Source organism: Kribbella sp. CA-294648, from assembly GCF_050943845.1.
In the GTDB taxonomy this organism is placed as follows: Bacteria; Actinomycetota; Actinomycetes; order Propionibacteriales; family Kribbellaceae; genus Kribbella.
In genome coordinates this window covers 3,795,928-3,809,670 of the sequence record NZ_CP191981.1, presented here as the reverse complement: position 1 = coordinate 3,809,670, position 13,743 = coordinate 3,795,928, and the positions used below count along the sequence as shown (strand labels likewise).

The window sequence follows — 13,743 nt, the reverse complement described above, 5'->3', positions numbered from 1 at the left end:
AACACTCCGATCAAGCCAGTTCTTCCGCCACCAACTCGGCGGCAAGTTCCAGCACAGCCTGCACACTCCCCCGCCGGACAGCCGTCCGGTCACCACTCAAAGCCAATTTACGCACCTGTACTCCGTCCGGTCCGGCGGCGGCGACGTAGACGGTGCCGGCCTCGACGCCCGCTTGAGGGTCAGGACCGGCAACACCGGTCGTTGCCAGGCCGTAGGTGGCGCCGAGGCGCTCTCGCACACCCATGGCCAGAGCTGCGGCCGTGTCGGGGTGCACAGGTCCCACAGCGGCCAGCAGTTCCTCTGGGACACCGCAGAGGGTGGCTTTCAGATCGGTCGCGTAGGCAACAACTCCACCGCGGTAGACCGCTGACACACCCGGCACGTCCGTCAGGGCCGCACCCACCAGCCCACCGGTCAGAGACTCCGCCGTCGCCAGAGTCTCGCCACGCTCCTTCAGCAACCCCACCAGTCTCTGCAAGACCTCAGAGGACGACGCGGCTGGCTCAGCGGACGCGGACGGCGCAACGGAGCTGGAGGGCGCAGCGGACGCGGTGGCCCCGGGGGGTGCAGCAGGCGCGGAGGACCCCAGGGGCGCAGCCGGCGCGGAGGGCGTGGCTGGCTTGGTGGGTGAGGCCACGGAGCTGGAATCGGTGGGAGTCGAGGGGTGGTTCTGGGTCATGGGAGGGGGCGTTTGGCGGCGGCTCGGAGGCGGAGGGCTCGGCCTACGTAGTCGAGGCCGGTGATGATCGTGACCAGGACGGCTGCGGCCATGAAGACGATCGCGGTCCAGTGCAGGACTGCGACCGACTGCCACGGAAGGAGGTAGAGGCCCAGGGCGATCGCCTGCAGGACCGTCTTCAGCTTGCCGCCGCGGCTGGCCGGCATGACGCCGTGCCGGATCACCCAGAAGCGGAGCAGGGTGACGCCCCACTCACGAACCATCACCAAGGCGGTGACCCACCAGGGCAGCTCGCCGAGGATCGAGAGGCCGATGAAGGCCGCGCCGGTGAGGGCCTTGTCGGCGATCGGGTCGGCGATCTTGCCGAAGTTGGTGACCATGTTCCAGCGGCGCGCGATATCGCCGTCGAACCGGTCGGTGACGATCGCGACCACGAAGGCCGCCGTGGCCAGCAGCCGGTTGCCGTCGGTGGCCCCGGCGTCGCGGAGCAGCAGCCAGACGAACAAGGGCACCAGGACGAGCCGCAGCACGGTCAGCGCATTGGCCACGTTCCAGGCGCTGGGCGCGGTCAGCGGCCCGGCGGCGGCGCGTGGCACCGGGTTCGTCGGCGGGATGGTCACGCGGTCAGGTTAGCTGCCGGAACGCTCTCTCGGGGGCTCACCTGCGCGGCGTAGGTGGCGATCAGGTCGACCCCTTCGCTTCCGACCACCTCGGCGGCGACCAGATCACCGATCGCAAGATCCGCCGGGAACCCGGTCAGCGTGGTGGAGCCGTCCACCTCCGGGCCCTGGTGGGCAGCGCGACCTTCGGCGGTGTCGCCGTCGATCGACTCGACCATGATCTCGACGGTCTCCCCGATCCGCGCCTCGGCGCGGGCCGAAGTCAGATCCTCCGCGAGGCGGGTGACCCGGTCCAGGCGGGCCGCGATGGTGTCCTCGTCCAGCTTGCCGTCGTAGGTCTCCGCCTCGGTGCCGTCCTCGTCCGAGTAACCGAACACTCCGATCGCGTCGAGCCCGGCGCGGGAAAGGAAGTCGCAGAGAATGTCCACGTCCTCCTCGGTCTCCCCCGGGAACCCGACGATCACATTGCTCCGGATACCGGCCGTTGGTGCCTGGGCGCGAACCTGCTCGATCAGTTCGAGGAAGCGCTCGGAGTCGCCGAAGCGACGCATCCGGCGCAACAAGGGGCCGGACGCGTGCTGGAAGGACAGGTCGAAGTACGGGGCGACGCCGGGCGTCGATGCCATCGCGGTGATGAGCGTGGGGCGCATCTCCGCGGGCTGGAGGTACGAGACCCGCACGCGGGTCAGGCCAGGCACCTCGGCGATCTCCGCGACCAGTGTCTCCAACAGACGCAGGTCGCCCAGGTCCTTGCCGTACGAGGTCGAGTTCTCGGAGACGAGGAAGACTTCGCGGACACCGTTCTCGGCGAGCCAGTGCGCCTCGCCGAGGACCTCGGTCGGGCGACGGGAGACGAAGGCGCCACGGAAGGCCGGGATCGCGCAGAACGCGCAGCGACGGTCACAGCCGGATGCCAGCTTCAACGGAGCCATCGGACCGCCATCGAGCCGGCGCCGGACGACGCGTGGGCCGCTGGCGGGCGCGGAGGCGAGGTCGGGGGCGTCGATGGTCAGCTCGGTCGGGTCCGACGCCTTGAGCGTGCGTCCCTTCAGGCCCTGCTCCGCGGTGGGTGCCTGGGCGGCGTCACCGTGGCCGGGGACGGAGACGCCGTGGGTGTTCGCGCGGTCGGCGGGAGCGAGCGGGAGGAGCTTGCGGCGGTCGCGCGGGACGTGCGACTCGTGCTTGGTGCCGGCGAGGATTGAGCGGAGCTTGTCGGAGATGTCGGCGTAGTCGTCGAATCCGAGCACCGCGTCGGTCTCCGGAAGCGCCTCGGCCAACTGCTCGCCGTACCGCTCAGCCAGGCAGCCGACCGCCACGACGGCCTGCGTGCGACCCGAGTCCTTGTAGTCGGAGGCGGCCAGCAGGGTGTCGACGGAGTCTTTCTTCGCAGCCTCGACGAAGCCGCAGGTGTTCACCACCACGGTGTCCGCGTCGGCAGCGTCCTCGACGAGCCGGAAGCCACCGGCCTCGAGCCGGCCGGCCAGTTCCTCGGAGTCGACGTCGTTGCGGGCACAGCCCAGCGTGACCAGGGCGACGGTGGTGGGAGTCGTAGTCATCACCCCGAGTATGACTGCTCCACCGACCGCATAGAAATCAACCGCCACCGGACGGGACCCGCGCTGAGCCCGGGGGCGCTGCTGCTGTGCGGTATGGGAGTGGACGGCGGGTTCACAGCACTAGCTGATTGCGGCACCCGTCCTGATTGGAGGCGGCACCTGTGCTGACCGAATGCGTTTTCCTGAACGCAGTGCTCGGGCTTCTTGATCGCTCTGCTCAGGCGCGGCGAGTGATACCTAGCTGGTGCGCAAGCTGCGCGGCGGCCCGGAGTTGTTCCTGGGTGCTCTGCTCCCCGCTCGGGGAGGGCGATGGGCGGGCACCCGGCACCGGCCATGCGGCGGTCAGAGGTGGTCTCTGGGGGTGCTCTGCTCCCACATCACGGGAGATGCGATGGCTGAAGTGGTGTGCTGGCCGTGCGGCGGCCGGGTCCTCCCTGGGTGCTCTGCTGCACCCATCGCGGGAGGTGCGATGACTGAGCTGGTGGAGCGGCGCGCTGGCACCTAGTGCTTGCCTCTAGGTCGCCGGGCTCAGAGAGCAGGTCGTGCTGGTCGAGAGGTGGAGGTGGTGGTTCCTGGATGCGCTGCTCTCCCGGCAGTACTCGTCGGGTGGATGCGTCCTGTCGCTCGATCACACCAGCGGACCGCACATCGTTGCCAGCTCAGTCGACGAACAACCGCCGGGCGGAGTGGCGGTGGAGCGGGCCAGTGCCTAACGCCTGCACTGCGCCTGCGATGGGGCGCGGGGTTAGGTGTTGGGGGTGGTTAGTTTGCCGGTGGGGAGGATGGTGAAGCGTTTGTTGGGTGGGGTGGCTTTGGTGCCGTTGATGTAGACGGTGATGTTGGTGCCGTTTTCGAGGGTGACCCGGATTTCGCCTTTGTGGGTGATGGTTTGGGTGGAGCCGGGGCCTAGGAGGCCCTGGAAGAGTCTTTGGCCTTTGGCAGTGCGGATGGTGACGTAGGAGCCGTCGCCTCGGGCTGTGAGGGTGAGCTTCGTGGCGGCCGGTACGGCGGGCTTGACGGGCTTGGGTGCGGGTGGATTGACGCTGGGCTTGGGTATCGCCTTGGGTGCCGGAGTCGTGACCGCGACCGTGGGGGTGGTCTTCGAGGCATTTGCTTCGACGTCGCTGGGGAGGGTGAAGAGGCGGACCATGCCCCAGCCCATCAGGCCGACCAGGATCGCGCCCAGGACGACTGCCCAGCGCGGGCGGGCCGGGTGCAGGGTGGGGCGCTTGGACTTCGCGCGTTCCTCGCGACGGACGCGGTCCGGCTGGGGTGCCGGGTGGGTCTCGTCGAACGTCGCCAGCAGGGCTTCCGGATCGGCCTTGACCACGCGGGCGATCGCCCGGATGTGACCGCGGGCGTAGAAGTTGCCGCCGCAGCGGGAGAAGTCATCGGCCTCCATGGCGGTGAGCAGCCCGGATCTGATCCGGGTGGACGCACTCAGCTGCTCGATCGTCATGTCAGCCCGTTCGCGGGCCGCCGTGAGCTCGCTGCCGATGCTCACGCCCACCACCTCTTTCCACCGTCCGAAGTTGAATGCTCCGGATTCGCTGACATCACACAGTCAACGGCCGGGGTTCGACGGGGTCACGCGTAGCTCAGAGTTGTTCCCTGACCGGACACCTGGTGTCCGCCAGCATGTGCAGAGCCTGTACCACTTCCCCGTTGGACGGCTTGGCCGTCAACCCGAACGGTACCGCGAGTGACGTGCCGGTCAGTCGCCGGTTGGCATCGGTGACCTTGCGCGTCGCGGCCGGCATCTCGCTGAGCACCGGTCCGGGATCGAGCAGATGGACCGCGATCCGGCCGTCGTCGAACAGGTGCCGCCGGCGCAGTACGGTCACCTCCTCGATCTCCTCCCACCGGGTGCCGACCCACTCGTTGCGGATCCGCAGCCGGATGCCGACGTCGTCGGCGACCAGCAGCGCGCCGACGGTCAGCGCTCGCGCGCACACCACGGCCAGCAGCGCGAAGGCGGCCGCGGCGATCCAGCGCAGTACGCCGGTGGGGCTGCTCGACGCCGAGGCGGCGAAGCCGATCGCGACCAGGCCGGCGCCGGCCGCGAGGGCTCCGTGCACCGGCTGGGAGGCACGGACGGTGAACTCGTGGGTGACGGAATCGGTGTCGACAGCGTGCTGCTCAGACCGGGGCATCGCGGTATGGGCGGTCACGGGTCACTCTCCTCGCAATGTGGCGACGAAGTCCTCTAGGTCGTCCGGTTTCACCAGTACGTCGCGGGCCTTGGATCCTTCGCTCGGCCCGACCACACCCCGGCTCTCCAGGATGTCCATCAGCCGGCCCGCCTTGGCGAAACCGACCCGGAGCTTACGTTGCAGCATCGACGTCGAGCCGAACTGGGTGGAAACGATCAGTTCGGCCGCCTGGACGACCAGGTCGAGGTCGTCGCCGATCTCGTCGTCCAGGTCCTTGCTCGGGCCCGGCGCGACGGTGACGTCTTCCCGGTACGTCGGCTGCAGCTGCTCCTTGCAGTGCTCGACGACAGCCCGGATCTCGCTTTCGGTGACCCAGGAACCCTGGATCCGCATCGGCTTGCTCGCGCCCATCGGCAGGAACAGACCGTCACCCTGCCCGACCAGCTTCTCCGCGCCGGGCTGGTCCAGGATGACCCGGCTGTCGGCCAGCGACGAGGTGGCGAAGGCCAGCCGGGACGGCACGTTCGCCTTGATCAGGCCGGTCACGACATCGACCGACGGCCGCTGCGTGGCCAGCACCAGGTGGATACCGGCCGCACGCGCCAGCTGCGTGATCCGGACGATCGAGTCCTCGACGTCGCGCGGCGCGACCATCATCAGGTCGGCCAGCTCGTCGACGATCACCAGCAGATAGGGGTACGGCGTGAGCACGCGCTCGCTGCCTGGCGGCGGCTTCACCTTGCCGGTACGGACCGCCTTGTTGAAGTCGTCGACGTGCCGGAACCCGAAGGCGGCCAGGTCGTCGTACCGCATGTCCATCTCGCGGACGACCCATTGCAGCGCCTCGGCCGCCTTCTTCGCGTTCGTGATGATCGGCGTGATCAGGTGCGGGATGCCCTCGTAGTTGTTCAGCTCGACCCGCTTGGGGTCGACCAGGATCATCCGCACCTCGTCGGGCGTGGACCGCATCAGCACCGAGGTGATCAGCGAGTTCACGAACGAGGACTTACCCGAGCCGGTGGCGCCCGCGACCAGCAGGTGCGGCATCTTCGCCATGTTGGCGACGACGAACCCGCCCTCCACGTCCTTGCCGAGCCCGGCGACCATCGGGTGGTGGTCGTTGCGCGCGGTGGCCGACCGGATCACGTCGCCGAGGCTGACGATCTCCTTGTCGGTGTTCGGGATCTCGATGCCGATCGCGGACTTGCCGGGGATCGGCGACAGGATCCGGACGTCGGCCGAGGCGACCGCGTAGGCGATGTTCTTCGACAGCGCGGTGACCTTCTCGACCTTCACCGCGGAGCCGAGCTCGACCTCGTACCGGGTGACGGTCGGGCCACGGGTGTAGCCGGTGACCTGGGCGTCGATGCCGAACTGGTCGAACACCTCGGTCAGCCGGTCCACGACGGCGTCCGACGCCTTGGTCCGGGCCTTGTGGACCGAACCGGGCTTCAGGATCTGGCCGTCGGGCAGCGTGTAGGTGATGTCGCCGGACAGGCTGAGCTGCTCCACCCGCTGCGGCAGCGGGGTGTGCGGCGGCGGCTCGCCGGGCGGCTCCGGGTCGGAATCCTTCTTCGCGCCGGCCTTCATCGCGCCCGCCACGGCACCGTAGATCGGCGGGGCGGCGGCCGCGGCAGCCGCAGCGGCATCCGCGTCGACGTCGTACGGGTCCTCTTCGGGCTCGACGGCGGCCTTCTTGCGGCCGCGTTTGGAGATCTCGCGACCCTCGAGCACCGGCGAGTCGTACGGCTTGATGGTCGGCTCGCCGTCCTCGTCGAGAGCGGCCTTCGCGCGCCGCTCCTTGCGGGTCAGGCGCACGGTGTCGTCGGCCTGCGCGGCGACGGACGGAGCATCAGCCGGGAGCTCGGTCCGGCCGAGCAGTACGTCGAAGGCGGCGCGCACGCGGAGCGGGATCGCGTAGATCGGAGTACCGGTGACCACCAGGGCACCGAAGATCGCGAGCAGGACCAGCAAAGGCGCTGTCACGTACTGCGTGAGCAGGTCGGACAGGAACGCGGAGACGAAGTACCCGATCGCTCCCCCGGCGTCCTGCAGCCGGCCGTCGGCCGGGTTGTTGGGACGCGGTAGGCCATTGGCGATGTGGACCAGGCCGAGCACTCCGATGGAGACGGCACTCCAGCCGATGACCTGGCGTCCCGCCGGGCCGTTGCGGTCCGGGTGGCGCATCGTGCGCAGGGCGATGAACAGGAGCATCAGCGGGACGGCCCAGCCGAGCATGCCGACGCTGCCGCCGACCACTGTCCGTACGCCGTTGCCGACCGCGCCTGGCAGGTCCCACCAGATTGCGGCTGCCACTACCAGCGACAGACCGATCAGGGTGAGGCCGGCGCCGTCGCGGCGGTGGGCCGGGTCGAGGTCGCGGGCGCCGTGCCCGATACCGCGAACCATGCCGCCGAGCAGATGGGCGATCCCGATCCAGAGCTTGATCAGCCCCCGGCCGAGGGCGAGCATGGCGGTCGCGAACGGACCCGCACCGCCCGCCTTGGGCGTGGCAGTACGCGCAGCGGTAGAACCGCCGCGCTTGGTGCTCTGCCCACGCTTCTGGGCGCCTGACGGACGGGAGCGGCCACCTGCCGCCGAACGGCCCGATGCAGGGCTGCTGGCTGCGGACTTCCGCGCCCGCGCCGGGGAAGACGTGCGGGTCGCCATGTCTAGCAGGCTACCCCGACTACCACTCGAGTCACACGTGTCACACGCCGATCACACCACCCCATCCGTAGCGTCACAGCACAAACACCACCCTCCCGAGCGGAGAGTCAGGCGCCCGTGGTTCCGTCCAGTTGTTCGCGGAGGAGGTCGGCGTGGCCGCAGTGGCGGGCGTATTCGCCGATCAGGTGGAGGTAGATCATCCGGAGCGAAGAGAGTTCGCCTCTGACGGTGAACTGCTGGTCGAGCGAGTAGCCCTCGGCTGCTTTGTCGGACAGCGCCCACTCGTCGACGAGGGCCTCGTACTCCGCCTGCGCCTGGCCGGCGTCGATCAGTTCGAAATCCGCGTCCTTGCCCAGCGCGGGATCGAAAGCGGGCTCGGCCGGCGAAGTCGTGGAGGCGGACGCGAAGTGGATGCGGAACCAGATCCGCTCCACCTTCCGGGCATGCCGGATCAGGCCTAGTAGCGAGAGGTTGGAGGGCGGTGACGGCCGGTTGGCCAACTGCTCGGCGGTGAGGCCGGCGCATTTGTGCAGCAGCGTGGTCCGGTAGAAGTTCAGGTAGCCGGCCAGCAGTTCCTGTTCGGGGGCGACCAGCGAGCCGCCGGGCCGCTCGACTTCAGGTGCGATCCAGGTCATGCCGTCATCCTTGCCCGGCAGCCGTCACGACGGACCGGTGCCCCACCCAACGACACGAAAGGCCCCACCGCCACGCCTGTCGTCTCACGATACGTTCGAGTATCCCACGATACGAGACTTGCACTGGCGTCGGCGCCAGCCAGGCGGTTACCGTCTTCGGCAGGTCATGAGTGCCAGCGCGAAGCCCCGGCTTGCTGGCCGGCAACCCTCCTCCGCGGTGGGGTGCCCCGGGTGAGGACCCGGCCGTTCGGACACCCCGATCGGCAAGTGCGGACCACCCGGGAGCAGAACCATGTCGATCCTCTCCATCCTCGAGCCGGCCACCAGCACGGCCGCCGTCCGGCCCACCGTCGCCCGGCTCACCACCGGCAGCGTCCCCGCCACCGTCGCGAATGACCTGCTGGTCCCGCTGGCCGACGGCCGCGTGACGGACTACGCGAACTTCGACCACGGTGCGAGCGCGCCGTGTCTGGAGTCGGTACGAGCCGCGGTCGAGGCCGCGCTCCCGTCGTACGCGTCGGTGCACCGGGGCAACGGCTACGCCTCGCGGATCACCACGCAGTGGTACGAGCGGGCTCGCGCCGAGGTGCACGCCTTCGTCGGCGCGCGCCCAACGGACCAGGTCATCTTCACCCGTCAGACCACCGATGCGCTGAACCTCCTGGCCCGGGCAGTCCCGGAAGACGCGACCGTGATCGTGTTCGAGTCCGAGCACCACGCGGCCCTCCTCCCCTGGCCGGCCGAGCGGACCGTCCGGCTCGCAGCGCCGACAAGCCAGACCGCAGCGGTGACTGCAGTGGCCGATGCCCTGCGCGCCGCCCCCGAGGGCCCTCGCCTCGTCGTCATCACCGGCGCATCGAACGTCACCGGCGAGATCTTCCCGATCGCTGAGATCGCCGCCGTCGCCAAGGCCCACGGCGCGCGAGTCTGCCTCGACGCCGCGCAGCTCGCCCCGCACCGCCAAGTAAACATCCAGGAGCTGGACGTCGACTGGGTCGCGCTGTCCGGTCACAAGCTCTACGCCCCGTACGGCGCCGGCGCCCTGATCGGCCGCGCCGACTGGCTCAACGCCGCAGACCCCTACCTGTACGGCGGCGGCGCGACCGCTTCGGTGACCAGCGAGGCAACCGTCTGGAACGAAGGCCCCGCGCGGCACGAAGGTGGCTCCCCCAACGTGATCGGCGCGATCGCCCTGGCCACCGCCTGCGCCACGATCAGCAAGCACCGCGAGGCGATCGAGCAGCACGAGCGCAGCCTGCTCGCTCGGCTCCGCACCGGCCTCGCCCAGATCGCCGGCGTCAGGACGTACGACATCTTCGGGGTCGACGCGGATCGGGTCGGCACCGTCTGCTTCACGGTCGAGGGCGTCAGCTCGAACCTGGTGTCCGCGGCTCTGAGCGCGGAGTACGGGATCGGCGTGCGGGACGGGAAGTTCTGCGCGCACCAGCTGGTCGGGCACCTGCTCGCCGGCTCGCCGGAGCACTGTACGGCGGTCCGCGCGAGCCTCGGTCTCGGTACGACGCGTGAGCACGTGGACCGCCTCGTAAACGCCGTCCGCAACCTGGCTACCAATGGCCTGACGGCGGAGTACGAGGAGTCGGCCCACGGTTGCCAGCCCGTCGGCGACCCCCGCGACCTCGAGGCTCCCCGGATCTGGTGAACCACCGAGGGACCCAGCGCCACCGCTCGGCGCAGACCCCTCAAACCAGCTAGACCCCCGGCTCCAGACCTGTGTGGTGAGCGGCAAACGCCAGCAGGTCTGCCCACTCCGAAGCAACCATGGCGGCGGGCTTCCCGAAACCGTGGCCGGTGTTGACTTCGATGCGGCTCAGGACCGGGTTCTGCCCTGCCTGCACGTGCTGCAGGGTCGCCATGAACTTGTGGCTGTGCAGCGGCACCACCCGGTCGTCATGATCGCCGGTGACGACCAGGGTGGCCGGGTACGCCGTGCCCTCGCGCAGGTTGTGCAGCGGCGAGTAGGCAAGCAGGTCCTCGAACTGTGCCGGGTCGTCGGGCGACCCGAAGTCGGATACCCAAGCGGCGCCGACCGTGAAGAGGTGGAAGCGCAGCATGTCCATCACACCGACACCGGGCAGCGCTACTGCGAACAGGTCCGGCCGCTGAGCCATCACTGCTCCGACGAGCAGCCCGCCGTTGCTGCGGCCGTGGATGGCCAGCTTGTGCGGCGTGGTCACCTTGGTCTTGGTCAGGTGCTCCCCGACCGCGATGAAGTCGTCGAACACGTTCTGCTTGTTGGCCAGCCGCCCCTCGTCGTGCCAGGAGCTGCCGTACTCGCCACCGCCCCGCAGGTTCGTGATCACCAGTACGCCGCCTGCCGCGATCCAGGCCGGCCACCCCGGCCGGTAGTCGGCCAGCACCGGGATCCGGAACCCGCCGTACCCGTACATCAGGGTCGGCCGCGGCTGGTCGAAGGTCAGGTCGGCCCGGCTGATCAGGAAGTACGGCACCTCACGGCCCGGCTCGACCCGGCGGGTGACGATGATCTCCGGCGAGACGAAGCCCGAACCGGGCGGCACGAGCTCGGGAAGCGCCCGGAACTCGCCCGTCTCCGCCGAGACCAGGTAGGAGACCGTCGGGTCGGTGGTCGAGGAGAGACCGACAAAGACCTCGTCGTACTTCGGTGACGCGTTCAGCCCGACGACGGCCCCACCCGGCACCGGGATGACCCGGGCGTTGCCCCCGTCGAGATCGTGCAGCGACAGAACCGGCTGGGCGTCGATCAGCGAGAGCACGGCCAGCCCCGACCCGGTGCCGCTGACGGCTTGCAGCGCGCCCTCACCCTCGGGGATGAGATCGGTGAAGGTGCCGGCCAGGTCCGACTGAACCACCCGGCCGCGGGACGCGTCGCGGTCGGTTCGCAGTACCAGCTGCTCACCGGACATCCGGACGAAGACGGTCTCGTCGCGGAACTCGTCGATCACCTTGATCGGCTCGCCCAGCGCGCCATCCGTGATGGGGTAGAACCAGAGCTTCGTGGCGGGGTCCGTGCCCTGGCTGATCGTGATCACCAGGTAGCGGTCGTCGTCGGACACCTCGGGACCGATGAAGATCCGGTCGTTGTCCGGGAAGCTCAGAATCAGCTCGTCGTCCTGCTGCGGCGTACCAACCTTGTGCAGCTTCAGCTGCCCGCCACCGAGCGCCTTCGTCTCAGTGCCCTCAGCGCGCCCACTGGTCGGGTAGTGCAGGTACAGGTACGCCGACGAGTCCGGCAGCCAGGTGGCCTCGCAGAACTTGGCCTCTGTCACCACGTCGTCAACGTCAGCGCCGGTAGCGACCTCCCGGAGCCGGAAGGTGATCCAGTCGCTACCACTCTCGTTGACGCCGTACGCGAAGTACCGGCCGTCCGGGCTGACCGTGAAGCTGCCCAGGGAGTCAGTGCCGTCCTCGGACAGCGTGTTGGGGTCGACGATGACCCGGCCGCCGTCGAGCAGCCCCTGCAGCGAGTCGGCGACATAGATGACGTCCTGCGCCTGGGAGCCGTCGTTGCGACCGACGAAGTACCAGCCGGCCTTCCGAGCCGGTACGCCGGCCCGCGGGCGCGCCAGGATCGCCGTCATCGTCTCCCGGAACCACGCCCGCTCGGGGTAGCCCGACAGCTCCGCCTCGAACGCCTCGTTCTGCCGGCGGACCCAGTCCTTGGTCTCGGCCGAGTCGGCGTCCTCCAGCCAGCGGTAGGGATCAGCGATCTGACGGCCGTGCAGGGTGTCGACGACGGTCTCGTCACGGCGGCTCTCGGGGTACTCGGCGCTCATGCCACCAAACCTAACCCGCTGCCCGGATCACAGTCCCGGCTGCAGCTCCTTACGCCAGAGCACCTTGCCGTACAGGTCCCGCAGCGAGGTGGTGAAGACCTCTGTCCGGGGGTCGATCTCGACGTGCCCGAAGAACTGGTTTCCGCCGGACGGCGGCTGATTGGGGAAGTCGGCCGCCTTCACGAACTCCAGCCGCGGACCGAAGGTCGAGTCGAGCGCGTTCGGCCCGAAGGTGCCCGCGTTGACCGGACCGGCGACGATCTCCCAGAACGGGTCGAAGTCGGTGAAGGCGGCGCGGGACGGGTCGTAGTGGTGCGCAGCGCAGTAGTGCACGTCCGCGGTCAGCCAGACGGTGTTGCGGACCTTGCGGCGCTTGAACTGCGAAAGCACCCAGGCGATCTCGTGCTCCCGGCCGCCAGGCGCTCCGGCCTGGCCGTTGGCGACAGCCTCGATGTCGGCACCGTCCGGCACCAGCAGTCCGATCGGCATGTCGCTGGCGATCACCTTCCAGGTCGCCTTCGAAGCGGCGACCTCGCGGACCAGCCAGGCCGCCTGCTCGGCACCCAGGATCGCGACCGGCCCGGCCACGCCCGGTGCCGGGTTGGCGTCGCGGTACGTGCGCATGTCCAGGCAGAAGACCTCGAGCAGCGGGCCATAGCTCACCTTGCGGTAGATGCGGTTACGGCCGGCCGTGTGGGCCATCGGCAGGTACTCCAGGAACGCCTGCCGCGCACGAGCGGCCAGTACGTCGACCCGCTTCTCGGTGTAGCGCGCGTCGGTCAGGATCTCGCCGGGGTACCAGTTGTTGACCGTCTCGTGGTCGTCCCACTGGCTGATGATCGGCACGTCGGCGTACAGGTCACGGACGTTGTGGTCGAGCAGGTTGTACTTGTACCGCCCCCGGTACTCCGCCAGCGTCTCGGCGACCTTGCTGACTTCCTCGGTCACCAGGTTCTTCCACACCGTGCCGTCGGGGATCTTCACCTCGGCGGCGATCGGGCCGTCGGCGTAGATGTTGTCGCCGGAGTGCAGGAAGAAGTCCGGCCGGGTCCGGTGCATCGCCTTGTACGCGATCATGCCGCCGAAGTCGGGGTTGATGCCGTACCCCTGGCCGGCGGTGTCACCGGTCCACACGAAGCTCACGGGGCGGTTGCGGCCCGGCGTACTGAAGGAGCCTTCGGTGGTCTCGCCGCAGCGGCCGTAGGCGTCCTCGAAGCCGATCCGGTAGTCGTAGCGCTGGCCGGGCCGCAGGCCACGCAGCGGCAGCTGGGCGGTGTAGTCCTGCGAGGCCGAGGTGACCGGCCCCCGCAGCCGGATGGCCCGGTCGAACCGGCCATGGCTGGTCAGGTCGACCACCATGCGGGCCGGGCGGTCGGTACGGGACCAGACGACGGCCGAGTTCGCGGTGACGTCGCCACTGGCGATCCCTGACGGCAGGCCGGGACGGCCGCGGCGAACAATGGCCGGGGCGGCTGCGGCGGAGGTGGCGGAGGCAGAGGCAGTCGTCAGGCCCGGTACTGCGGCGGCGGCACCCGCGACGGCAGTGGCGGCCAGCAACTGGCGGCGGCTCAAGTTCATGATGCCGAAGGTGCTCTGCCCGGATGACGCGCGGATGACGGCCGGGCGAACTACCTGACAACTCAGCCACGCTGTTGCC

11 protein-coding genes and 1 riboswitch are annotated in these 13,743 nt (G+C 69.4%); of the genes, 2 read left to right on the top strand and 9 right to left on the bottom strand.

Going from position 1 to position 13,743, the window contains the following annotated elements:
- Nucleotides 1-10: 10 nt before the first annotated feature.
- The 3 genes from ACQPYM_RS18115 to rimO form a co-directional block, all read right to left on the bottom strand.
- The gene (locus ACQPYM_RS18115) at nt 11-478 is read right to left on the bottom strand and encodes a CinA family protein (protein WP_433022115.1); all 468 of its coding nucleotides are present in this window, start codon (nt 476-478) and stop codon (nt 11-13) included.
- Nucleotides 479-675: 197 nt separating this feature from the next.
- Nucleotides 676-1,299, bottom strand: coding sequence for a CDP-diacylglycerol--glycerol-3-phosphate 3-phosphatidyltransferase (gene pgsA, locus ACQPYM_RS18110; RefSeq protein WP_433022113.1), 624 nt, complete (start codon nt 1,297-1,299; stop codon nt 676-678).
- Nucleotides 1,296-2,855 (bottom strand): 30S ribosomal protein S12 methylthiotransferase RimO, encoded by a 1,560-nt coding sequence (gene rimO / locus ACQPYM_RS18105; protein WP_433022111.1) that lies wholly within the window; start codon nt 2,853-2,855, stop codon nt 1,296-1,298. Before rimO ends, pgsA begins: the two co-directional genes overlap by 4 nt.
- 542 nt (nt 2,856-3,397) lie before the next feature.
- On the opposite strand from rimO, the gene ACQPYM_RS18100 reads away from it, so the two are divergent.
- Entirely contained in the window at nt 3,398-3,568 is a 171-nt protein-coding gene (locus ACQPYM_RS18100) for a hypothetical protein (protein ID WP_433022109.1), read from the top strand.
- Between the two features lie 32 nt (nt 3,569-3,600).
- On the opposite strand, the gene ACQPYM_RS18095 is transcribed toward ACQPYM_RS18100, so the two are convergent.
- The 4 genes from ACQPYM_RS18095 to ACQPYM_RS18080 all read right to left on the bottom strand — a co-directional run bounded on the left by ACQPYM_RS18095 (nt 3,601) and on the right by ACQPYM_RS18080 (nt 8,313).
- A complete protein-coding gene (locus ACQPYM_RS18095) occupies nt 3,601-4,359 on the bottom strand; it encodes a helix-turn-helix domain-containing protein (protein WP_433022107.1) in 759 nt (252 codons plus the stop codon).
- Between the two features lie 94 nt (nt 4,360-4,453).
- Nucleotides 4,454-5,026, bottom strand: a complete 573-nt coding sequence (locus ACQPYM_RS18090) for a hypothetical protein (RefSeq protein ID WP_433022105.1) — start codon at nt 5,024-5,026, stop codon at nt 4,454-4,456.
- A 3-nt stretch (nt 5,027-5,029) separates the two neighbouring features.
- Nucleotides 5,030-7,678 carry a DNA translocase FtsK 4TM domain-containing protein gene (locus tag ACQPYM_RS18085; RefSeq protein ID WP_433022103.1) on the bottom strand — a complete coding sequence of 883 codons (2,649 nt, stop codon included), beginning with the start codon at nt 7,676-7,678 and terminating at the stop codon, nt 5,030-5,032.
- A gap of 107 nt (nt 7,679-7,785) precedes the next feature.
- Complete coding sequence (locus ACQPYM_RS18080) at nt 7,786-8,313, bottom strand: DinB family protein (protein WP_433022101.1); 528 nt, start codon at nt 8,311-8,313, stop codon at nt 7,786-7,788.
- A 162-nt stretch (nt 8,314-8,475) separates the two neighbouring features.
- Nucleotides 8,476-8,589: riboswitch (SAM riboswitch) on the top strand.
- 16 nt (nt 8,590-8,605) lie between these two features.
- Here ACQPYM_RS18080 and ACQPYM_RS18075 point away from each other — a divergent pair.
- Nucleotides 8,606-9,973 carry an aminotransferase class V-fold PLP-dependent enzyme gene (locus ACQPYM_RS18075; protein WP_433022099.1) on the top strand — a complete coding sequence of 456 codons (1,368 nt, stop codon included), beginning with the start codon at nt 8,606-8,608 and terminating at the stop codon, nt 9,971-9,973.
- 49 nt (nt 9,974-10,022) lie between these two features.
- On the opposite strand, the gene ACQPYM_RS18070 is transcribed toward ACQPYM_RS18075, so the two are convergent.
- A complete protein-coding gene (locus ACQPYM_RS18070; RefSeq protein WP_433022097.1) occupies nt 10,023-12,086 on the bottom strand; it encodes a prolyl oligopeptidase family serine peptidase in 2,064 nt (687 codons plus the stop codon).
- A 27-nt stretch (nt 12,087-12,113) separates the two neighbouring features.
- Nucleotides 12,114-13,664 carry an alkaline phosphatase D family protein gene (locus ACQPYM_RS18065; RefSeq protein ID WP_433022095.1) on the bottom strand — a complete coding sequence of 517 codons (1,551 nt, stop codon included), beginning with the start codon at nt 13,662-13,664 and terminating at the stop codon, nt 12,114-12,116.
- Nucleotides 13,665-13,743: the final 79 nt, after the last annotated feature.